Origin of the sequence: Bradyrhizobium sp. HKCCYLRH3097 (genome assembly GCF_051167875.1) — a bacterium.
Lineage (GTDB): Bacteria > Pseudomonadota > Alphaproteobacteria > Rhizobiales > Xanthobacteraceae > Bradyrhizobium.
Map to the genome: position 1 here is coordinate 641,664 of NZ_JBNPTX010000002.1, position 21,953 is coordinate 663,616.

The window sequence follows — 21,953 nt, forward strand, 5'->3', positions numbered from 1 at the left end:
TGCCAAGAGAACTGCCAAGAGATTCTACCAAGAAAACCGCGAGAAAACCGCGGAAGGAACTGCCAGGTCAGCGCCGCTGGCGCTGGTCAGACGCCGAGATAAGTATGCAGCTTGTCCATGTTGGCCGACAGATCGGCATTGGCGAAGCCGTCGATGACCTTGCCGTGCTCGACGACGTAGTAGCGATCAGCGACCGTCGAGGCGAAACGGAAGTTCTGCTCGACGAGGAGAATCGTGAAGCCTTCCTTCTTCAGCCGCGCGATGGTGTGGCCGATCTGCTGGATGATGACGGGCGCGAGACCCTCGGTCGGCTCGTCCAGCATCAGGAAGCTGGCACCGGTGCGCAGGATGCGCGCGATCGCCAGCATCTGCTGCTCGCCGCCGGAAAGCTTGGTGCCCTGGCTCTTCAGCCGCTCCTTCAGATTCGGAAACAGCTCGAAGATCTGGTCGAGCGTCAGGCCGCCCGGCCGCACAACCGGCGGCAGCAGCAGGTTCTCGCGGACATCGAGGCTCGCGAAGATGCCGCGCTCCTCCGGGCACAGCGCGATGCCGAGCCGCGCGATCTTGTCGGAGGTCATGCGGATCAGCTGCTGGCCGTTGAACTGAACCGAGCCGGTGCGCTTGCCGATGATCCCCATGATCGATTTCAGGGTCGTGGTCTTGCCGGCGCCGTTGCGCCCGAGCAGGGTGACGACCTCGCCGGCATTCACGTTGAAGTTCATGCCGTGGAGAATGTGGGACTCGCCGTACCAGCTCTCGAGGTTGTTGACGTCGAGAATGGTGCTGGTCGCAGCCGCCTGCCCTGGCTTCGTGGCCGTCATCACCTCAGGCATGTCCGGCTCCCAGATAGGCTTCCTTGACGCGCTCATCCTTGGAGAGCTCAGAATACGGCCCTTCCGTCAGCACCTGCCCGCGCGTCAGCACGGTGATGGTGTCGGAGAGGTTGGCGACGACGCTGAGATTATGCTCGACCATCAGGATCGTGTATTTGGCGGAGATGCGCTGGATCAGCGCGGCGATCTTGTCGATGTCCTCGTGGCCCATGCCGGCCATCGGCTCGTCCAGCAGCATCATCTCCGGATCGAGCGCCAGCGTGGTCGCGATCTCCAGCGCGCGCTTGCGCCCATAGGGCATTTCGACTGCCGGAATATTGGCGAACTCGCTGAGGCCGACGTCGTCGAGCAGCTCGAGCGCCCGGCTGTTGAAGCGGTTCAGAACGCTCTTGGAGCGCCAGAAGTCGAACGACGAGCCATGCTGCCGCTGCAGGGCGACGCGGACGTTCTCCAGCGCCGTCATATGCGGAAACACCGCCGAGATCTGGAACGAGCGGACCAGGCCGAGCCGTGCCACGTCGGCCGGCGCCGTCGCCGTAATATCCTGACCCTTATAGAGAATCTTGCCGGCCGACGGCGTCAGGAACTTCGTCAGCAGGTTGAAGCACGTGGTCTTGCCGGCCCCGTTCGGGCCGATCAGCGCGTGAATGGTGCCCCGGCGGATCTTGAGCGAAACATCGCGAACGGCAAAAAATCCCGCGAATTCCTTCGTCAATCCGTGGGTCTCGAGAATGAACTCGTCAGCCAAAGATTCCCCCCAAGCCGGCGCCGTCAGCGCCTGGCCCTCGCTTCTTCCTGTACGGCGGCTCTGCCGGACGGCTGGACGATTCCTCGTCGCCACCCGCGACCGCTTCGCGCCGGAATATGCCGTCAATCGAGGGAGTTAGGCAAGGCGGAAAGCTGGGCAACGACGTCGCAAGGCGGCCGGCGGACCTTGCGTTGAAATCGGCCGGTATTTCCCGCTGACATAGAAAATCATACCACCGGCATTTTCCTGCACGCGCGCGGCGATCGCGGCTCCAACTACGTCGCAGCCTTCACGTCCTTTGCGTAGAGATCCGGCTTGAAACCCACCACGCGGCGGCCGCCGAGATCGAGCACCGGGCGTTTGATCATCGAAGGCTGCGCCAGCATGAGCGCGATCGCCTTGCTCTCGGTGAGTCCGTTCTTGTCGGCGTCGGGCAACTTCTTGAAGGTCGTCCCGGCGCGATTGAGCAGCACCTCCCAGCCGAGCTCGTCGCTCCATGCCTTGAGTTTAGCCTTGTCGATTCCGGCGGTCTTGTAGTCGTGGAATTCGTAAGCGACGCCGTGATCGTCGAGCCAGGCGCGCGCCTTCTTCATCGTGTCGCAGTTCTTGATTCCGTAGATCGTGATGCTCATGCCACGCGTCCTCAAACAATCGTGTCCGACCGCGGCGGATGTCCCGCGTTGCGACAATCGACCGTGCATTTTGCAGCGGGATTCACCCGCTTTTGATGCAGCGACGCCGCGCGTTCCCCGGTCGGAATTCACTCCGACCTTTGCCACGAAACTGTCGGCTGAGCATTACATTTTCTTCGCATCCCCGGCGTATCTGGCCCACGAACAGGAGACCGCGAATGGGCAAGATCATGGTCCGTTGTCCGCAGACCGGCCGCAGCATCGAGACAGGGATGGAAATGGACGCCGCGCGCTTTCAGCGCATGCCCGTGTTCTTCTCGCGCGCATACTGCCCGCACTGCCGCATCTACCATGAATGGTTCGCCGCCCATGCCTGGGTCGAGGAGACGCGCGAGTGCATCGCGCTGGCGTGACCGCACAAAATAACGGATGCCACGCGCAACGCATCTCCACACGCCGTCAGGACAGCAGCGCGGCGATATCCTCCTCCGTCAGCGCCTTGCCGACATTGCCCTCGCGATCGAACAGTGAATCGGCCAGCGCCTGCTTGCGCAGCTTGAGTTCACCGATCTTCTCCTCGATCGTCCCGGCCGTCACCAGGCGATAGACGAAGACCTTCTTGTCCTGGCCGATGCGATGCGCGCGGTCGATCGCCTGCGCCTCGACGGCGGGATTCCACCAGGGATCGTAGATGATGACGGTATCGGCCGCCGTCAGGTTCAGGCCGACTCCGCCGGCCTTCAGGCTGATCAGGAACACCGGGCTGTCCCCCCTCTGAAACGCCTCGATCGCCCGCTTGCGATCGCGGGTGTCGCCCGTGAGCAGCTCGTAGTCGATATCAGCTGTCTCGAAACGCTCCTCGATCAGGGAGAGCATCGAGGTGAACTGCGAGAAGATGATGATCTTGCGCCCCTCGCTGAGCAGTTCCTCGACCATCTCCATCAGCCGGTCCAACTTGGCCGAGGGGCGCTCGACCTTGTCGTCGAGCTTCACCAGCCGCGGATCGCAGCAGACCTGGCGCAGCCGCAGCAACGCCTCGAGCACGATGATGTGGCTGCGGGCAAGGCCGCGCTCATCCAGCGCCTTGCGCACCTTCTTCGCCATCGCCGCGCGGATCGAATCATAGAGGTCGCGCTGCTTGCCGTCGATCGCGATGGTCTCCACGATGTCGACCTTGGCCGGCAGCTCGGACGCGACCTCCTCCTTGGTCCGCCGCAGCAGGAACGGCTTGACGCGGCGGGTCAGCGCCGCCGCTCGCATCGTATTGCCTTCCTTCTCGATGGGCGTGCGCCAGTTGCGCGTGAACGCAGTCTTGTCGCCGAGATAGCCCGGGTTGACGAAGCTCATGATCGACCAGAGTTCGCCGAGATGGTTCTCCATCGGCGTGCCGGTCAGGCAGAAGCGGTGGCTGGCCTTGATCGCATTGAGCCAGCGCGTCGTCGCGGCATTGGGATTCTTGATGGTCTGCGCCTCATCGAGAATGGCCATGTGCCAGTCCCGTCCCAGGATGAGCTCATGGTCGCGCGCGATCAGCGGATAGGTGGTGAGCACGACGTCGTGCTCCGAAATCTGCGCGATCAGCTCCTTGCGAGCGGCGCCATGGAACACCAGCACCTTCAGATCGGGAACGAATTTGGCGGCCTCGTTGCACCAGTTGGTCATCAGGCTGGTCGGCGCCACGATCAGCACCGGCGCCGTCAGCGCGCCGCGCGCCTTTTCCAGCGCCAGCAGTGCCAGCACCTGTACGGTCTTGCCAAGGCCCATGTCGTCCGCCAGCACGCCGCCGAGGTTGGCCTGCCGCAGAAGATCGAGCCAGGCGACGCCCTGCCGCTGGTAGGGGCGCAACGTGGCGGTGAAGCCGGCCGGCAGCTTCAATTCATCCGGCCGATGCTGCCGCACCAGATCCGCGAGCCGGCGTAGATCATCGGGCCCCTTGAATGCGCCCGGATCGTGCGCCAGTAGCGGCACGAGTTGCGCACGAGACAGCTTGAGCCTGCCCGACGCATCCAAGCCGCCGCCGCTCAGCCGCATCGTCTGCAGCGCCAGCAGAACCGGCAGGAAGCGGCCGGCCGCGAGCGCCAGGTGTCGGCCGTCGGGCAGCGGCACATACATGTGCTTCTCGGTGGAGTCGGCGTCGGCCAGCGCGTCAACGATCCCGGGCTGCGCGAGCAGCCGCGCCAGCAGCTCGGCGAGATCATGCGGCTTGCCGTCGATGTCGATCTTGAAGCCGAACTCGAACCAGTCGATCCCGCTCCCTTCGATCTCCATGTCGATGAGGCCGGAGGACTCGGCCATCCGGAACGGGAAGGCATCATCGATCCGTATCTCGAATCCCTCCGCCCGCAATGCCTCGAGCTCGAGATGCATGAACTGCAGCCAGCGACCTTCGTCGGCGAAGGTCAGATCGTCACCGTGGCCACCGAAGCTGTAGGTCTGGACTTTCTTGAGCGGAACGAGGCCGAGATCGCTCAGCCGCTTGGACGTCTTTCGCTCGTCCGCCTTGGCCCGCGTGACGAGGTGCACCCGTCCGTCGTGGAACACCTCCATCCCGTTGTCGCTGCTCTTGGTCTCGATTTCGATCGGACCGTAACGAAAGGCCAGGCGGATCACGCCGAGTGGAAGCCCGCTGGTGTGGACGCCGCGGAAGCCATAGCCGGGATAAGGTCCGCGTCGCAGGCGCAGAACAGGCACCGGCTTGGCCTCGATCTTGACGACCTCGCTCGGCGGCGACGGCAGCAGGGCGCGATCGAGCGCGGGCAGCCGCTGGCTGAGATGCCGGGACACTTCGCCGATCAGCGCCTTCGGCAACGTCGGCGCGCTCAGCAGGTGATGCGCGGTTCGCGGATCTATACCGGGATCGGCCTCGCCGACGACGCCGCTGTTCTCGTCGGCATAGATGGGCGGCTCGGCATGCAGGGCCGTCAGACCATCGACCACGAGCCTTGCGCCGATGCCTCGCAGGCCGACCGGCTGCCATTCGATGCGGCCGCCGCGGATGTCGCCCCAGCGCAGCAGCGGCCCGGTATGATCGCGCCAATACGCCCGGCCGGTCTCGACGATGCGCTTCAGCAGCGCGGCAGAGCCGATCCGGAACGCCCATTGTCCGTCGAGATAGACTTGATGTCCAAGCCACGCCGCGATCGCGATGTCGATGTCGCGATAGAACGCCGGCGCATGCGCGGCACTTGTCCGCAGTTGATCGACCTTCGCGAACGCGGAGGCAAAGCTATCGTCCTTGCCCAGCCGGACCGACCACAGACGGACGACCAGAAAAGGTGCACCTCCCGGCTCGGAATGGGGCTGCACGCCATAGATCAACCTCTGCCTCACCGCGGGAGGATAGCTATCGCCACGGCTGACCGCGCCGATCTTATTGAGCCACGCGCTGATCTCTGGCGGCAGCACCACCGTGCCCGCCTGCCCTGCTGTCTTTCCCGCCGCCCTTGGCGGAGTCCCCTGATCCAGGTCGTTCTCCGACGGCTCGATGGCTTCGAGCAGAACCGCCGCAACGTGCTTGCAATTGTGCTGCATCGGGCACGTGCATGTGCCGGATACGTCCAAGCGCCCGTGCTGGTCCCGCTCCAGCCTGATCTCGACCTCATAGGGCCAGGATTGCGATCCCTGCACCGAGGCCGCCAGCTCCCGGCCGTCATCGCTGATGTCGAGATCGAGAACCGCTCCGCGAAGCTGAATATGCTCGGCCTTCTGAAAGGCGGCGTGGCTGAAGAAGGACCGGATGGCCTGGGGTCTTTTGAAAGGAAGCGGCATGCATTGTAATCCGGCGAACGCGATCGCGCGTTCGACAGACCCATTTACCACGATCCGGGCGGCAGCATCGCGCCGCACCCTCTTCCATGGGGATAATATCTCCGGCTTGGTGGTTCACCCGTCCATCGGATCGCTCTTCAGCGGCTTGTCGGAATCCCCCGGCATCAGGCAGGGATAGAGCTCGCTGAACGTGAATTCCGCCCCGCCGTCGGCGCGATCGAAACGCAGCACCACATCGAAGCGTTTGCCGGACCAGTGGGTCGGTAACTGGTCTTCATTGCTCACCGGCAGCCGTGGCAGGATGTCGGAGATGATCGCCTTGTGCTCCCACGCCACCAGCGCGGTGCCGGACAGCGATAGCAGGGCTTCGACCAGCGCCGCCTCCTGCCCCTTCGCAAAGGACGTGTTCGGCTTGTCGAGGCCGACGCGCGCAGCCAAATCGAGCACCGTCTCATAGGGCCGGCGGCTCGGGTCGGAGCCGTTCTCGGTGCTGTCGGGATCGGCGGCATAGACCGCCTGCGGTGTCGGATAATCCGTGCCGCCCAGTCCGCTGCCGAACAGCGCCGTCCAGGCCCCTGCCCGCTCCCAGCCGAAGATCACCAGCGACTTCGAGTCCGGCTTGCCCTCGTGGGTCAGGCCCGGGCCTGTCGCGTCGCCATCGGGCTTCTCGGCATGGCGGATGATCAGCAGCGTCAGCGCGTTCATCGGCAAACCTCTCAGGTGGCATCATACATCCATCACACGCAATTGCTACTTGAGATTGCAATCGCGAGAACGCATCATGGCGTTTTTCCAACCAGGATTCATTTCAGATGAGCATGGGATTGCGACAGACCCGCCGGACATTCCTGGCGAAGGCCGCGATGGCGGCAGCCTCCACCGTCATCTCGCCGAGGCCGAGCCGCGCCGCCGCGAAATATCGCCGCCACAACGTCACCAGCGCGGAAGGCCAGAAGATGCTGGCGAGCTACGCGAAAGGCGTCGCCGCCATGCTCCAGCTCCCCGCAAACCATCCGCAGAACTGGTTCCGCAACGCGTTCATCCACCTGATGGACTGCCCGCACGGCAATTGGTGGTTCTATGTCTGGCATCGCGGCTATCTCGGCTATTTCGAGCAATCGATCCGCGCCCTCAGTGGCGACGACAATTTCGCGCTGCCCTATTGGGACTGGACCGAGCTGCCGGAGATTCCCGCCGGCATGTTCGACGCCGTACTGACACCGACCGACCGGGCGTATCAGCCGTTCACCGGGAATCTCGCGGTCTTCACCTCGTTCATCAAGCCGGCGCTGACGGATTACTGGAACAGCCTGTCGAAGGATCAGCGCGGCCAGCTCGAGATCCGCGGCTACAAGTCGATCGACGATCTCTGGAACGACGTCACCGGCTTCTCGCCGTCCGCCAATGCCGGCATCTCCGGCAATGAGGCCTTCGCCACCACCTGCGCCTCACGCTATCTGTCACGCGACAATCCGAAGCTCGACGCCAAGACCACCTACGACGTCTCGCCCTTCGTGATCATGGCGGGCCTGCTGCCGACCGACTTCTACAACCCCGACAACTATCTGAGCTTCACCAGCTCGAAGACCGCCTCGCACAACACCCAGCCGAATGGCGCGACCAAGTTCTCGACCCTGGAAGGCCTGCCGCACAACAAGGTCCACAACTACATCGGCGGCGTCGGCCCGCTCGATCCCGGCCCCTACGGCAACATGACCAACTTCCTGTCGCCGGTCGATCCGATCTTCTTCCTGCACCATTCGAACATGGACCGGCTCTGGGATGTCTGGACGCGCAAGCAGCAGCGGCTCAAGCTGCCCTATCTGCCGCAGGGCGTCGACCTGAAGACGTTCTCTGACGAGCCGTTCCTGTTCTATGCCGACGGCAAGGGCGGCTATGTCGGCCCCAGCAAGGCCGGCGACTACATCTCGACCGACCGCTTCGACTACGACTATGCGCCAGGCTTCGGCGAGGACATCGTCAATCCGCCCGCGGTCGCCGCGGCGCCGCAGGCCAAGCCGCAGCAGGGCTCGGTCAAGGCCAATGTGGGCACGGTGAGGATCCCTGGCGATGCGCTCGAAGCGCATCTGGCGGCAGCGCGGCCGCAGCCGCTGATGGCGCAGATCACGCTGCCTCGCCCGAGCGGCTATTCGACCGTGCGCGAATTCGACGTCCTGGTCAACGCGCCCGCCAACGTCAGCAAGGTCACGGCTGACAGCCCCTATTATGCAGGCACCATCGCCTTTTTCGGATCGATGATGCCGGGCATGGCCATGACCACGGATGCGAGTTTCGCGGTGCCGCTGCCGACGAGGCAGGAGGCCTTCTCCGCCCTGCGGGCCGCGCCCAACCAACCGCTGAGCATCCGCGTCGTGCCCTCGGGCGGCGTCGGCACCGCGCCGACGCTGAAAGCGCTCTCGGTCGGACCGCTGCGCCGATGAACGGCAGGCGCGCCGCGCTGCGGAGCTGCGCCGTGCTGCTCTGTGCCGTGCTGCGGCCGGCCTCGTCCTTGGCCGCGGAGCCGTTCAGAGCCGTCGATCTGGTCGTGCCGCGGCCATTGGATGCGAGCAAGGCTCCCGTCGTCGAGATCAGCCTGGGCGCACTGGGGCGAGGCCAGGAGGTGACGGTGACGACGGCGTCCGGGATGCCGCTCGGGACCATCTCGCCATTCGGCCTTCGCACTGGTGCGGAGGCCGGCACCTACGCGCTTCCGGTGCCGAAGGAGGCGATCAAGAGTGGACGGCTGTCGATCCGTCTCAGCATCAGCCAACCCGGCGGCAGCCGCGCGCCGACGCCGCAGGAGGTTCGCGGCATCACGCTCAGGCTTGCTCCGCGGCCATGATCCGTCGTCTGCGCCGCAAGCGCGCCGGACTCAGACCGTCCCGCTCCGTGCACGTTCTGCGCGCTGCTCGAACGGGCTCGCCATGCTGGGCTGTCCGATCCAGACGCGGTTGAGCAGCCGCGTGAACGGCGGACACGTCGTCCCCTCGATACGCGCCATCGCCTCCTGATAGGGGCCGACGGTACGCAATCTCTCCGGCAGCATCGCATAGGCGCGCGGCAGAAACCGCCTGGCGCGCGCCGCGCTGCGGCGTTCGCGCTCGCCATAGGGCAGCGCGAACGCAAGCCGCAGCCGCTCCGGCAGCATCTCGGCCGTCAACGCCGTGAACCAGCGCGGCGGTCCGATAAGGGTCGCCTCGCCGGAGAAGATACGCTGCGCGATCTCGCGCGCCGCCGGGCCGACCGTGAGCGTCTCCGACGCCATCATCTCGGCCGTATAGGCCTTGAACGACGCCCAGTCCGGCGGCATGGCCTCGTGTGGAATTCCGAACAGGCCCGCGAACCGCGTCGCCTCGCGCCAATATTGCTCGCGCTCGGCATCGTCGAGCGGGCGGCACAGCAGGCCGTAGGACATCATCGCAGTCTCGACCAGGGTGGCATGGACCCAGCGCAGCGCGTCGACGTCATTGGCGCGATAGCGCGAGCCGGCCGTAAACGGTCCGACCGTCTCCGGCATCACGCCGTCGACCGCGGCGTGCCGCCGATACAGCCGCCGCGCCACCGCGACCGCCTGCGCGCGCGTGCCGAACACCATGGTGTAGACGATGCTGAAGGTGCGGTGGAAACGGCCGAGCGGGTCGGCAAACACCTTGGACTGCTCGGCAATGCCCGCCGCCACCCAGGGATGGGCGAGCTGCAAAAGCAGCGCGCGGCCAGCGCCGAGAAACAGCGCGGCCTCGCGATGCACGCGCCACATCACGCTGTCGGACGGCAGCACGGCATCGCCCGGCGTGGCCGGCGCGGACAGCACCTCGGCCAAGCACCGTTCGAAATCGGCATCGCTGACGATCACGGCCGCTGCGGGATCTCCAGCCCGCGCTGTACCGCCGGCCGCGCCAGCCCGCGTTCGAGCCAGGCCGGCACGTGCTTCAGCTCATCAAAGGCGACGATGTCGCGCGCGCCGTAGAACCCGATCAGGTTGCGCACCCAGCCAAGCGTCGCGATATCGGCAATCGTGTAGTCGGCGTCCATGATCCACTGCCGGCCATCGAGCCGCGCCTCGAGCACGCCGAGCAGCCGCCTGCTCTCCGCGACATAGCGCTGCAACGGCCGCTTGTCCTCGTACTCGCGGCCGGCGAATTTGTGGAAGAAGCCGAGCTGCCCGAACATGGGACCGATGCCGCCCATCTGGAAATGCACCCACTGGATCGTCTGCCAGCGCCGCGCCGGATCGTTCGGCAGGAATTTTCCGGTCTTCTCGGCAAGGTACTGCAGGATCGCGCCGGATTCGAACAGGCCGAGCGGCTGGCCGCCGGGACCGTCGGGATCGATGATCGCGGGAATCTTGCCGTTCGGATTGAGCGAGAGGAATTCAGGGGTCTTCTGGTCGTCCTTGCCGAAATCGATCGTGTGCGGCTCGTAGGCCAGGCCGGTCTCCTCCAGCATGATCGAGACCTTCACGCCGTTCGGGGTCGGCAGTGAATAGAGCTGGATGCGGTCGGGATGCTGCGCCGGCCAGCGCGTGGTGATCGGAAAGCTGGAGAGATCGGACATCGTGGCTCTTGCTCGCTTTGTCGCTGAGGCCTCAATCTAAGCCCGTGAGCCGCCGCTGCAAGGTTCGATGCGGAACCGCATGCGGCCGACGGTCTTATGTTGCTGCATCGTGCAGAAAGCCAGCATGCCGAGCCCGACCTACCAGTTGATCATGCAGGCGATGATCACGCGCCAGCCGGTGCTGTGCCTGTATGGCGGCTTCGCCCGCGCGATCTGCCCGATCATCCTCGGCCACACCGCCGGCCGCGAGCGCGTGCTCGCGTTCCAGTTCGCGGGCGGCGCGAGCAGCGGCCTGCCGCCGGGCGGCCAATGGAAGTGCTTCGATGTCGCTGACATCAGCGAGGTCGAGCTGCGCCAGGGGCGCTGGCATTCCGGGGGCAGCCATCGCCAGCCGCAACACTGCGTCGCCGACGTCGAGCTCGACGTCAATCCGGACAGCCCCTACGACCCGAAACGATCGATTACGCCGCAGCGCGGTGAGATTCGGCGGAAGCGCTGACGCTACTGCGGCTCGCGCAGGCGCACGCGCAGCAGCGCCGGCAGTTTCGAGGTGGCATCGTGCTGCGCGAGCTTCGCCGCGACCCGGCGCATCAGCGACGACGCGCCCTGCTTGGCAAACAGCTTCATGCCGCGATAGCTGAAATCCACCACCACCTCGTGATGGCGCATGCCCTTGCCGCCCTTGACCAGGCCAAGGTCGCGCACCAGGCAATAATGCCCGTCGCTCATACGTGCCAATCGGGTGTTCTCGAACATGCAGCGAAGCAATGCACCGAGTCGCAAATCCGTCAAGATTGACAGGAACGACTCATGAACCGAGCACGTCTGCGACCGGCCGCCGCGGCGCGAACGGCAGCGTAGGACCATAGCCGAAACGCAACATGAGATCCGGCCGCCGTGTCGTTCCGATCACGCGCGCCAGTTCGGGACGCAGCGCAGCCACCTCTACCGGCTGGTTGATGAAGGCAAGCTTGAGGCCTAGGCGCGTCGCTTCGAGCGCAAAGCGCTGGCACGCCTGCCCGACCCTGATCCAGTGCGAGGGATCGGCGTTCTCGGCTGCGAACACGGCAAGACCGGCAGATGAGCCGATCTGGCGCGCATATTTGTCGTTCTCTGCCGCCGCATCGAAGAGGTGGTCGAACGCGATGCCGCCGAGCGCGGTCGGCAACGACGGATTGCCGCTCGCGGGTGCAAACAGGCCGTCACCCGTTGCCATCGCGCTGCGCGGATTGAAGCGCAGCCAGGACTTCAGCTCGCGCATGAACGCGACGTCGCGCATCTGGGCGTCGTTGCCGGCGACGACGAGGTCGCGGATGGCCGCAATCACAGTACGATCCGTAATGAGTATGAGATCGACGCCTCGCGTGGCTGCTGCCACCTGCAACGCCGCAAGATCGCCTGACGGCACGGCGCGTCCGTCGTAGTCGGCACGTGTCGACTGTCTGCGGACGATCGCAGGCAATAGCGGATCGTCATGCGGCTCGGCGTTCATAAAGCTGTAGCGCACCGTCTGCCCGTCGATGGCAACCTCGCCTCTTCGGCCGCTTGCAGCCGCCGCGATCGCGAGATTGGCGGCCGCGCAGCCCAGGCTGACGAACAGATGATGGTCGTCCGGATCGACCACCGGCGTGCGGCGTGACGGATCGGGCATGATCTCGATCGCATCCTGCGTCACGCGAAAGCGCCATGGCTGCGTGTTGTGACTGTTGGCTGCGAGTGTCGCGTAACGGATGACATCGGTGATCTCGGGCGACAGCGGTGCGCGCAACCGGGCGCTATAGTCGTCATACGCGCGCATCGTGCCGGTCGCGGCGCGCCAGGTGCCGGCGCCGAGCGCGGCCACCGCAAGCGCGCTGCCGCCTCCTATCAGGACCTGCCGTCGGTTCATGACTCTGCGCCCGCAATTCTCGCCGCGACCTCGATATCCTCACGATAAGCATGTTCCGCATCGGCGCGTTGTTGCAGATCAAGGCCGCGGCAGCCGGCAAGAACATCGACTCCATGCTGTTGACAGCACCAACAAAGCGGCGTATGTCCCGCGGCCTCGCGAGCGACTGCGCCCGCGACAAACATGAGCGAGACGATGTCCTTCGGCTACGAACACTTCATCCGCACGTCCAACGGCGTCATGCCGGTGGATGGCGCACGCCATGCTCGGGGGAGCGATCTTGCTTGAGGCAAGATCAACAGTCCGCATCACACGGACCCTCCCGAGCCAGCCGCTCCGGAGGGTTTTTTGTTGCCCTCAGGCGAACCGGCTGCACGGCGAAACCAACGGAAGTCCCGGCCTTGGGCCGGAACGGGAGACCCGGATCCCGGGGCTCGCGCAGGTGATGCGCGCGGCCCGAGCGCGCGGGGCCTGTCGGAGGGAACGAGGCGGCAACGCCGGACACCGATGACAGAGCGAGCTTCAAGGAGCTCGCAACATGCGGCGCCGAAGAGCGCCGCAGACAAGCTATTTGAATTCCCGGCCGCTTGCGGCCGGGAGCTGCTGGTGGTGAAGGTGTCGGCTGCTTCGTGCCATTGGTGATGCGGGTTCGAATCCCGCCTATGGCGTCACGTACCGTGGAGGCGGCCATGCGAGGGCCGTCGAGTCGCGGGTTGCGGTTGTTCTTCTTTCGGATGACCTGCGTTGGCGTCATTGATCGCCGAGACCGCCTGTTCCCCAGCATGCCATCAACGCCACTCGGTGACCGCCGGGCGGCCAAGGCGGTGGTGAAGATGTCTGTTACTTCGTTGAAACCGAGCGCCCCATTGGGGCAGCGACAGCATCGCTTATTCCCCGCCGAACGTATCCACGAGCCGTGGTGAAGACGACTGTTACTTCGCCTTGCACGCCAGAGGTCGCGGGTTCGACTCCCGCCCGGTGTCCTGCCGGTAGCTCAGAGGTCAGAGCGCTGTCCGGTCTCTCAGCGACCGGGTCTCAGTCGTCGCCTGTTCCCGGCTCGTGATCCATCTCAACCGCTGACCCTCATCGAACAGGCGGTCACGTCGTTACGGCGCAGCTACCTGCTGCGCCGCCTTCTTCCACGCGCCGTGGTGAAGAGTGCTGATACTTCGATTGCGGATCGAGAGGTCGTGGGTTCGACTCCCATCCGGCGTTCCATGCGCCGGTAGCTCAGCGGCAGAGCGCTATCCGCTCCATGCCAGTGGAGCGGAACTCAGCATTCGCCCGTTCCCGGCGCGTGGTCCCCTGCCGCGCATGGTCTCCGAGACGAGATCATGCGTGACGGCCGGTGCTCCGGCCATTCCATCCATCATCAACCCAGAGAGGAGGCCATCATGGTCAGGCTCAACAAGTTCCTGCGCGCCTTCACCCATGAGGGTGCGCCGTCCCGGCAGCTCGCGCCCGAGCAGGCGCTGCAGCGCACGCTGATGAGCTGCCTGCTGTGGGAGGACCAGTTCTACGAGGACGGGATCGCGATCGCCGAGCGCATCAAGGCGCTGGTGCCGCTGGTCGAGCCGCGCGAGGTGGCTCAGCTCGCGGTCCGTGCACGCGAGGAGATGAAGCTGCGGCATGCGCCGCTGCTCGTCGCCCGCGAGATGGCGCGGCTGCCCACGCACCGTGCGCTGGTCGCCGAGACGCTGTCGCGCATCATCCAGCGGCCGGACGAGATGACCGAGCTGCTGGCGATCTACTGGGCGGATTCGCTGGGTCCGCAGCAGCAGCGCAAGCGGCAGCCGGTCTCGGCGCAGGTCAAGAAGGGGCTGGCGAAGGCGTTAACCAAGTTCGACGCCTATCAGCTCGCGAAGTATGACCGCGAGGGACCGGTGCGGCTTCGCGACGTGCTGTTCCTGGTGCACGCCCGGCCCAGGGACGCCGCGCAGGAGGCGGTGTGGAAGCAGCTCGCCGATGGCGGGCTGCCGTCACCCGACACCTGGGAGGTCGCGCTCTCGGCCGGTGCGGACAAGCGCGCGAGCTTCGAGCGGCTGCTCTCGGAGAAGCGGCTCGGAGCGCTGGCGTTGCTGCGCAACCTGCGCCTGATGCAACAGGCCGGGGTGTCGCGGTCGATTATCGCGGCCGCGATCGAGACGATGCGGACGGACAGGATCCTGCCGTATCAGTTCATCACGGCGGCCCGGCACGCGCCGGACTTCGAGCCCGAGCTCGAGGCCGCGATGCTCCGGTCGATCAAGGGCTACGCGCGGCTTCCGGGCCGCACGCGGCTGCTGATCGACGTCTCCGGCTCGATGTTCGCATCGCTGTCGGCGAAGTCGGAGATGACGCGCGCGGACGCGGCGTGCGGGCTGGCGATCCTGGCCCGCGAGGTCTGCGACGAGGTGGAGATCTTCACGTTCAGCGACAAGGTCGTGAAGGTGCCGCCGCGGCGTGGCTTTGCGCTGCGCGACGCGATCCTCGGATCGCAGCCGCATTCCGGGACCTATCTCGGGCGTGCGGTGGGCGAGGTCGACCGCAAGGGAGACCGCCTGATCGTCTTCACCGACGAGCAGAGCCACGATGCGGTGCCGGCGCCCAAGGCGCGCTGGACCATGGTCAACGTGGCGTCGTACCAGCACGGGGTCGGCTACGGACCCTGGACGCGGGTCGACGGCTTCTCCGAGGCCGTGATCGCCTGGATCGCGGCGCATGAGGAGACTCTGCGCGGCGCGACCCTGCACTGACGACAACGGACCCGGACGCGTCACGGACGCGCCCGGGTCTTCCGTTAACCAGGCACATTCGGCGCCGACTTGCGCTGCTTGCTTCAAGGCGTCTGCTTCAGCAGCGGCGCCACGGTTTCGATCTCGTCGGTCATGACGCCGCCGGTAAAGTTCTTGGGCAACCTGGCGATGTCGTCCGGTGTGTCCAGCCCGGCTGAGAACGCCTCACCACTATAGGAGCCGACGACGAAGACGCTGCTTTCGGCGCGCGTCATGCGCGCGAGGAATCGGTCCGGCCAGCCCCACAGCCACGGCGCGACATTGATCGGGACCAGCACCATCATGTTGTGGCACGCGGACGGCACCAGGCCGGTCCAGCCATAGCCGAGATAACGGACCAGGCAGCTCTTCAGCATGCCGCGCGACATGACCTTGAGATCCGGCAGAGACGCCCTGAGCGTCGCGATCGGCGCGTCGCCGCCATAGACCGTCAGTCGCGCCCGTCGCGCGCCAGGCAAGCGCGCCAGAGCATCCGCCAGCAGTCGGCCTTCCGCCGGATCATTGCTCTTGACGTTGATCAGGAAAGCCTTGTCCGGAAAGGCTGCGAGCACCTCGTCCAGCGACGGCATCAGGCCGACGCCCTTGCCGCGGAATGGAAAGGTGCGGCCGCCATCGGCGGTGTAGCCATAACCGATATCGAGCTGCCGCAACGCCGTCATCGCATGCTCGCGCGTGACGCCCTTGCCATCGGTGCGACAGTCGAGCGTCCAGTCATGGAACACCGCGAACTGGCCATCGGTGGTTGGGTGCACGTCGAATTCCACGATATCGGCGCCGGCCAGAAAGCTGGCGTGCATCGAGGCGATGGTGTTCTCGAGATACTCATGCGTCGGCGGCAGCATCCGCGCCGCGGTGCAGGTTTCGCTCGTCAGGCCGGTGCGATCGAACTGCTGCGACACACCTCGATGAGCCAGGAGATGCAGCCGCCCAGCCTCCTTTGTCACCTGCAGATTGGCGTTGTTGAAAAACATGAAGCCGGCGCAGATCAGCACCAGCAGCCCGCCGATTTTCAGGACTCTGCTCATGCGATGTCAATTTCATGATGATTCGAGCCGAATTGCGTCCCTGCCCTCGTTCCCCGAAAGAGTTGTCCTGCGGAGATGGCGCACCTTTTGTCCAGCGCTCCCAGAGCCGATGCGAAAGCGAATGCGAGAAGGGCCACCGCCAAACTTTGGCTTCGAAGCACTGGATCGTTGTTTCTTCATCCGGTATCTGACCTCATGTTTCTGTCCATCGCCACCACCCACCAGCCCGCCACCGATCTCGGCTACCTGCTCAACAAGCATCCGGAGCGGCTGCACGAGCTCGAGCTCACCTTTGGCAAGGCGCTGATCTTCTATCCCGAGGCCAGCGAGAGCCGCTGCGAGGCGGCGCTGGTGCTCGACGTCGACCCGATCGGCCTCGTCCGCGGCAAAGGCCAGAGCGACGGGCTGCTCGACCAATATGTCAACGACAGGCCCTATGCCGCGTCGTCGTTCCTGTCGGTCGCGCTGAACAAGGCGTTCCGGACCGCGATGAACGGCGTCAGCAGCGCGCGCCAGGAGCTCGCCGACAGCGCCATTGCACTCGAAGCGGTTGTGACACCCCTGCCCCTGCGCGGCGGCGAAGCCGTGCTGCGGCATTTGTTCGAGCCGCTCGGCTGGCAGGTCGATCTCACCACGATCCCGGGACCGCAAGGCGATCCGTCGAGCCGCTACGTCCGGCTCACCTTGCGCGGCACCGCGCGGCTCAGCGCGCTCCTCAATCATCTCTACGTGCTGATCCCCGTCATGGACGACGCCAAGCACTATTGGGTCGGCGACGAGGAGATCGACAAGCTGCTCAAGCGCGGCGAAGGCTGGCTCGACGCCCACCCCGCCAAGGAGCTGATCGTGCGCCGCTATCTGCGCCATCGCGGCGTGCTCGCGCGCGCGGCGCTGGCCCGGCTCGCGCCGGAGACGCAGGACGAGGCCATCGAGCCCGAGGCGCGCAGCGAGTCAGAAGAGACACTGGAGGCGCCGACCCGCCTCAACGACCTGCGCATGGCCGCCGTGGTCGAGGCGTTGCGGGCGAGCGGCGCCAAAATTGTCGCCGACCTCGGGTGCGGCGAAGGCAGGCTGCTGCAGCTCCTGGTCCGCGAGCGCTGGGTCGACAGGCTGATCGGGCTCGATCCCGCCGTCCGCGAACTGGAGCGCGCGGCCAAGCGGCTGAAGCTGGGCGCGCCCGGCGCGCCGCCCGAGGGTCGCGTCATGCTGTTGCACGGTTCGCTCACCTATCGCGATGCGCGCTGGGCCGAGGCCGATGCGGCGGCACTGGTCGAGGTGATCGAGCACCTCGATCCCGACCGACTGCCGATGCTCGAGCGCGTGGTGTTCGGCGCAGCGCGGCCGCGCGCGGTGATCGTTACCACGCCGAACGCCGAATACAACGCACTGTTTCCGAGCCTGCCCGCCGGGCAGTTCCGCCACCGCGACCATCGCTTCGAATGGTCGCGCGCCGAGTTTGCCGACTGGGCGCAGCGGATCTGCGCAACCTTCAACTATCAGGCCGCCTTCTCCGGCATCGGCCATCACGACGAGAGCCATGGCGCGCCGACGCAAATGGCCGTCTTCACCCGCTGAGCAATTCCATGAACATCGACATCCCCGATTTCGCGCTGATCGTGCTGATCGGCTCGACCGGCTCCGGCAAGTCGACCTTTGCTGCGAAGCATTTCCTGCCGACCGAGGTGATCTCCTCGGATCATTGCCGCGCGCTCGTCGCCGACGACGAGACCGACCAGGGCGTCTCCGCCGACGCGTTCGACATCGTCCGCGAGATCGCCGGCAAGCGGCTGAAGCACCGCCGGCTCGCGGTGATCGACGCCACCAATGTGCGCCCCGCCGACCGCAAGGGCTGGGTCGAGCTGGCGCGAAAATGGCATGCGCTGCCGGTCGCGATCGTGTTCGATCCCGGCATCGACGTCTGCATCGACAGAAACAAGTCGCGGCCTGAGCGCAGCTTCGGCGGCCCGGTCGTGCAGCGCATGGTCTCGGAGGTCCGCCGTGGCTTCGGTGGCCTGCAGCGCGAAGGCTTTCGTCAGGTGTGGAAGCTCGACAGCGTCGCGCGCATCGAGGCCGCCACCATCGCGCGGCAGCCGCTGTGGACCGACAAGCGGCACGACACCGGGCCGTTCGACATCATCGGTGACGTCCATGGCTGCGCTGATGAGTTGCAGGCGCTGCTGGCGAAGCTCGGCTATCAGGTCAGATGGCGCGATGACGACGGCCGGCGCGCCGTCAGCGTCACGCCGCCCGCAGGCCGCAAGCTCGTGTTCGTCGGCGATCTCGTCGACCGCGGCCCGCAATCGCCGGACGTGCTGCGCATCGTCATGGGCATGGTCTCGGCAGGCACTGCCTATGCCGTGCAGGGCAACCATGACCGCAAGTTCGGACGCTGGCTCGCCGGTCGCAAGGTCACGATCGCGCACGGCCTGCAGGCCACGATCGACCAGCTCACCGGCGCGGATCGAAGCTTCCGGGACAGCCTGCCCGGCTTCCTCGACGGCCTGCGCAGCCATGTCTGGCTCGATGGCGGCCGGCTCGCGGTGGCGCATGCCGGGCTGAAGGAGGAGATGATCGGCCGCGGCTCCGGCGCGGTGCGCGAGTTCGCGCTGTATGGCGAAACCACCGGCGAGATCGACGAGTTCGGCCTTCCCGTGCGCGCCGACTGGGCCGCGAACTATCGCGGACCGACCACCGTGGTCTACGGTCACACGCCCGTGCTCAATGCCGAATGGGTCAACAACACGCTGTGCATCGACACCGGTTGCGTGTTCGGCGGCCGGCTGACGGCGCTGCGCTGGCCGGAGCGTGAGCTCGTCGAGGTCGAGGCTGAGCGCGTCTGGTGCGAGCCGGTGCGTCCGCTCGCGCCTCGCGCCGGCAGCGCCTCCGCGCAGGCCGAGGCGGATCAGCTGCTCGATATCGATGACGTGAGCGGCCGCCGATGGATCGACACCAGGCTGCGCGGCCGCATGGTCGTGGCTGAGGAGAACGCGGCCGCTGCGCTGGAGGTGATGAGCCGTTTCGCGCTCGCGCCGCAATGGCTGGTCTATCTGCCACCGACCATGTCGCCATCGGAGACCAGCGCGCGCGACGGCTGGCTGGAGCGCCCCGAGGAAGCGTTCGCGCATTTCCGCGCCCGCGGCGTCGAGCAGGTGGTGTGCGAGGAGAAGCACATGGGCTCGCGCGCCGTCATCGCGCTGTGCAGGAGCGCCGATATCGCCGGGGCCCGCTTCGGCGTCGCGGGCGGCGAGAGCGGCGCGATCTGGACCCGCACCGGCCGCGCGTTCTTCGACGATCCCGCAATGAGCGAGGCGCTGCTGGCACGGCTGCGCGATGCTGTCGACAGCGCCGGCCTCTGGCAGGAGCTGCAATCCGGCTGGCTGCTGCTCGACGCCGAGATCATGCCGTGGTCGGCGAAGGCTGGCAGCCTGATCGAGAGTCAGTACGCGCCGGTCGCGGCGTCATCGGTTGCAGGGCTCGAAGCGGCGGCAGACGCGTTGGCGCGCGCCGCCGCGCGCGGTCTTGATGTCGCGGCACTCGGCGATCACCTCCGCGATCGGGTGACGCGGGCGCGGCGATATGGCGAGGCATGGGCACCCTATGTCTGGCCGGTCCGCGGCATCGACGATCTCAAGGTCGCGCCGTTTCACCTGCTCGCCAGCGAGGGCCAGGTCTGGTTCGATCAGGACCATGTCTGGCACATGACGCTCGCCGATCGGCTGGCCGCCGCGTCAGCATCCGTGGTCACCCGCACGCAGTGGCGCACCGTGGCTCTGGCTGACGAAACGGCCATCGCCAACGCCATCGCATGGTGGGAGCAACTCACGGCCGGCGGCGGCGAAGGCATGGTGGTGAAGCCCAAGAACTTCGTCGCGCGCGGACCGAAGGGTCTGATCCAGCCGGCGCTGAAAGTGCGCGGCCCAGAATATTTGCGCATCATCTACGGCCCGGAATATGATGCGCCGGAGCACATCGCCCGGCTGCGCCAGCGCAAGCTCGACGGCAAGCGCAACCTCGCTTTGCGCGAGTTCGCGCTCGGCCATGAGGCGCTGACCCGCTTCGTCGCCCGCGAGCCGCTGCGCCGCGTGCACGAATGCGTGTTCGCGGTGCTGGCGCTGGAGAGCGAGCCGATCGATCCGCGGCTGTGAGCCGCTCAAGAACCAACAAGGCCGATCTTCTGCGATGTACAAGCCGATCTTGCGTGATTGGATATGGGCCGACGGACGCGGACCAGAGCTGCGACGAGGGCACTTTTTTGGCCATGGATTGAACTTGATCGCCCTCGATTATCTGAACCCGGACTGGGCTGCCGAAGACGATATGCGACACTTGATTCTTCACAAGGCTCAAGTGCACCAAGTCACGCCAGAGGAAGTCCATGACTATTCCCGCGAAATAGTCAGTTGGGGGCCCGCGATCGATCAAGCCGCCGTGGTGGACCTGGGAAAGTCGGACTGGCTGCTGAGCTTCGCCCAGCGGCATCTGGCCCGCTGCCGACATTTTCGCATCATGTTCTATGACGAATATGTCGACGTCATCTGCGAGAGTATCACAGCCGCCCATGGTGCCTACGCTCCGGGTTGCGGCACCCAGTGACGGGCGCTCTCAAGCCAAAACGTGACTTTGAGCAACCGAGTTGCGGAAGGAAGCCATGGGGTCGTTCATCACCAACCTGCACATTCGTGACGTCGCACCTCACGCGGTCATCGAGGCGCTCAAGTCTCTCCGCGTCGTTCCGGCCTATGTGCGTGGCTCGCCCGCCGATGCCTGGACCAGCATTTTCCCCCAAGCCGCGTTTCAAGATGAAGCGGGCCTGCGCGATGACCTCACCCTGGTCCGCACTGTCCATGCCAGACAGCTTCGAGTTCCCCATCCAGCGACGCACCAGACCAGCCCCACGCGGCCATGGACTCCCCCTTCGGCTTGATCCTGCGCAACGAACGGACGCACGACACACGCCACCGTGCCTACACCGCTCCCCAAGGAGGCTTGAATGAGGACGTCCGTGCAACTCGCCATCGTCATCGCCGCCACCGTGGCCATGCCCGCTTTCGCTCAGGGAACCGGGCCGGTGGCAACGCAATGCGCCGCTGACATCCAGAGCTTCTGCACCGGCAAGCAGCACGGCGCAGGCCAGGTTCGCGCCTGCCTCGAGAGCAACCGCGAGAAAGTCTCGGCGGATTGCCGCCAGGCCCTCGACACCACGGGACCCGGCCGAGGCAAAGGCCCAAGACGCTGAACATGCGCATCGGCTGGCCTGGCCCCGTTCCGGGTGCAAGCCAGCCGGCAACTTTCACAGCGATCGGGCCAGGCCCGGGCAAGATTGTCTGCGCCGAGACGATGCGATCTTCGGCGCCAAACGCAGAAGGTCGGCACCCGCCTGATCCCATGGTGACAATGAATCAGTCCGCGGCCGTGGCCGCGACCTCAGGGCAGCGCACCGCCGGCGGGAAAAGGCGCGCGGCGAAACACTCGTTTCAACAGCCCCTGCAATGCGATCGCGGTTCGCACGCCTGGTCCACGAAAATTTCGCTTTTGTTTTTCCGAATTCTGTGAAATACTCCGCCCGTCCCGCCTCGCCATGAGGGGCGCTTCGCGATCGTCACGAACGTGGAGGCGGGATGCGATGGGCGCAGCTCTGCCGCAGCATGGCCTTGCCGTGCGGACGAACGGCAGGATGCGCCGGCGAAATCGTGTGGTCCTGGCCTCCCGATGCTGAGGTCAAGCCGGCTGA

20 protein-coding genes and 1 tRNA gene are annotated in these 21,953 nt (G+C 65.8%); 11 read left to right on the plus strand and 10 right to left on the minus strand.

Annotated elements, in window-relative coordinates:
• Positions 1-86: 86 nt before the first annotated feature.
• The 3 genes from ACQR0U_RS08640 to ACQR0U_RS08650 all read right to left on the minus strand — a co-directional run bounded on the left by ACQR0U_RS08640 (position 87) and on the right by ACQR0U_RS08650 (position 2,213).
• On the minus strand, positions 87-833 hold the full coding sequence (locus ACQR0U_RS08640) for an ABC transporter ATP-binding protein (protein WP_315712498.1): 747 nt from the start codon (positions 831-833) through the stop codon (positions 87-89).
• Positions 826-1,581 (minus strand): ABC transporter ATP-binding protein, encoded by a 756-nt coding sequence (locus ACQR0U_RS08645; RefSeq protein ID WP_434842943.1) that lies wholly within the window; start codon positions 1,579-1,581, stop codon positions 826-828. The genes ACQR0U_RS08640 and ACQR0U_RS08645 overlap by 8 nt, the downstream gene beginning before the upstream one ends.
• 275 nt (positions 1,582-1,856) lie before the next feature.
• A complete protein-coding gene (locus tag ACQR0U_RS08650) occupies positions 1,857-2,213 on the minus strand; it encodes an ArsC family reductase (protein ID WP_315826764.1) in 357 nt (118 codons plus the stop codon).
• Positions 2,214-2,431: 218 nt separating this feature from the next.
• Between ACQR0U_RS08650 and ACQR0U_RS08655 the strand changes: the two genes are divergently transcribed.
• Positions 2,432-2,626 (plus strand): hypothetical protein, encoded by a 195-nt coding sequence (locus ACQR0U_RS08655; RefSeq protein ID WP_434842942.1) that lies wholly within the window; start codon positions 2,432-2,434, stop codon positions 2,624-2,626.
• A 46-nt stretch (positions 2,627-2,672) separates the two neighbouring features.
• On the opposite strand, the gene ACQR0U_RS08660 is transcribed toward ACQR0U_RS08655, so the two are convergent.
• Together ACQR0U_RS08660 and ACQR0U_RS08665 are read right to left on the minus strand one after the other, a co-directional pair.
• Positions 2,673-5,981, minus strand: a complete 3,309-nt coding sequence (locus tag ACQR0U_RS08660) for a DEAD/DEAH box helicase (RefSeq protein ID WP_316225374.1) — start codon at positions 5,979-5,981, stop codon at positions 2,673-2,675.
• Between the two features lie 114 nt (positions 5,982-6,095).
• Positions 6,096-6,686, minus strand: coding sequence for a histidine phosphatase family protein (locus tag ACQR0U_RS08665; RefSeq protein ID WP_316225373.1), 591 nt, complete (start codon positions 6,684-6,686; stop codon positions 6,096-6,098).
• Between the two features lie 107 nt (positions 6,687-6,793).
• Between ACQR0U_RS08665 and ACQR0U_RS08670 the strand changes: the two genes are divergently transcribed.
• A complete protein-coding gene (locus ACQR0U_RS08670; protein ID WP_434842940.1) occupies positions 6,794-8,422 on the plus strand; it encodes a tyrosinase family protein in 1,629 nt (542 codons plus the stop codon).
• On the plus strand, positions 8,419-8,823 hold the full coding sequence (locus ACQR0U_RS08675; RefSeq protein WP_434872114.1) for a hypothetical protein: 405 nt from the start codon (positions 8,419-8,421) through the stop codon (positions 8,821-8,823). Before ACQR0U_RS08670 ends, ACQR0U_RS08675 begins: the two co-directional genes overlap by 4 nt.
• A 30-nt stretch (positions 8,824-8,853) precedes the next feature.
• On the opposite strand, the gene ACQR0U_RS08680 is transcribed toward ACQR0U_RS08675, so the two are convergent.
• Together ACQR0U_RS08680 and ACQR0U_RS08685 are read right to left on the minus strand one after the other, a co-directional pair.
• Positions 8,854-9,834 carry an oxygenase MpaB family protein gene (locus tag ACQR0U_RS08680; protein WP_315712506.1) on the minus strand — a complete coding sequence of 327 codons (981 nt, stop codon included), beginning with the start codon at positions 9,832-9,834 and terminating at the stop codon, positions 8,854-8,856.
• Complete coding sequence (locus ACQR0U_RS08685) at positions 9,831-10,535, minus strand: glutathione S-transferase family protein (protein ID WP_315749889.1); 705 nt, start codon at positions 10,533-10,535, stop codon at positions 9,831-9,833. Before ACQR0U_RS08685 ends, ACQR0U_RS08680 begins: the two co-directional genes overlap by 4 nt.
• A 124-nt stretch (positions 10,536-10,659) precedes the next feature.
• On the opposite strand from ACQR0U_RS08685, the gene ACQR0U_RS08690 reads away from it, so the two are divergent.
• Positions 10,660-11,034: a hypothetical protein gene (locus tag ACQR0U_RS08690; RefSeq protein WP_316170380.1), complete on the plus strand. Its 375-nt coding sequence runs from the start codon at positions 10,660-10,662 to the stop codon at positions 11,032-11,034.
• Between the two features lie 2 nt (positions 11,035-11,036).
• Here ACQR0U_RS08690 and ACQR0U_RS08695 read toward each other — a convergent pair whose 3' ends face one another.
• Positions 11,037-11,264, minus strand: a complete 228-nt coding sequence (locus ACQR0U_RS08695) for a hypothetical protein (protein ID WP_316164666.1) — start codon at positions 11,262-11,264, stop codon at positions 11,037-11,039.
• A gap of 79 nt (positions 11,265-11,343) precedes the next feature.
• Positions 11,344-12,423, minus strand: coding sequence for an Acg family FMN-binding oxidoreductase (locus ACQR0U_RS08700; RefSeq protein ID WP_434872115.1), 1,080 nt, complete (start codon positions 12,421-12,423; stop codon positions 11,344-11,346).
• 1,143 nt (positions 12,424-13,566) lie between these two features.
• Between ACQR0U_RS08700 and ACQR0U_RS08705 the strand changes: the two genes are divergently transcribed.
• Together ACQR0U_RS08705 and ACQR0U_RS08710 are read left to right on the plus strand one after the other, a co-directional pair.
• Positions 13,567-13,641: transfer RNA gene (locus ACQR0U_RS08705), tRNA-OTHER, on the plus strand.
• Positions 13,642-13,817: 176 nt separating this feature from the next.
• Complete coding sequence (locus ACQR0U_RS08710) at positions 13,818-15,158, plus strand: TROVE domain-containing protein (RefSeq protein ID WP_316225372.1); 1,341 nt, start codon at positions 13,818-13,820, stop codon at positions 15,156-15,158.
• 83 nt (positions 15,159-15,241) lie between these two features.
• On the opposite strand, the gene ACQR0U_RS08715 is transcribed toward ACQR0U_RS08710, so the two are convergent.
• On the minus strand, positions 15,242-16,222 hold the full coding sequence (locus ACQR0U_RS08715) for a glycerophosphodiester phosphodiesterase family protein (protein ID WP_316225371.1): 981 nt from the start codon (positions 16,220-16,222) through the stop codon (positions 15,242-15,244).
• Between the two features lie 195 nt (positions 16,223-16,417).
• Here ACQR0U_RS08715 and ACQR0U_RS08720 point away from each other — a divergent pair, with 195 nt between their 5' ends.
• From ACQR0U_RS08720 to ACQR0U_RS08740, 5 genes are all read left to right on the plus strand, one after another.
• Positions 16,418-17,797, plus strand: coding sequence for a 3' terminal RNA ribose 2'-O-methyltransferase Hen1 (locus tag ACQR0U_RS08720; RefSeq protein ID WP_434872116.1), 1,380 nt, complete (start codon positions 16,418-16,420; stop codon positions 17,795-17,797).
• A gap of 8 nt (positions 17,798-17,805) precedes the next feature.
• A complete protein-coding gene (locus tag ACQR0U_RS08725; RefSeq protein ID WP_316194101.1) occupies positions 17,806-20,367 on the plus strand; it encodes a polynucleotide kinase-phosphatase in 2,562 nt (853 codons plus the stop codon).
• Positions 20,368-20,401: 34 nt separating this feature from the next.
• Entirely contained in the window at positions 20,402-20,815 is a 414-nt protein-coding gene (locus tag ACQR0U_RS08730) for a hypothetical protein (protein ID WP_316194100.1), read from the plus strand.
• Positions 20,816-20,870: 55 nt separating this feature from the next.
• Positions 20,871-21,146 (plus strand): hypothetical protein, encoded by a 276-nt coding sequence (locus ACQR0U_RS08735; RefSeq protein ID WP_315749876.1) that lies wholly within the window; start codon positions 20,871-20,873, stop codon positions 21,144-21,146.
• Positions 21,147-21,212: 66 nt separating this feature from the next.
• On the plus strand, positions 21,213-21,458 hold the full coding sequence (locus ACQR0U_RS08740) for a cysteine rich repeat-containing protein (protein WP_434842939.1): 246 nt from the start codon (positions 21,213-21,215) through the stop codon (positions 21,456-21,458).
• The last annotated feature ends 495 nt before the right edge of the window (positions 21,459-21,953 follow it).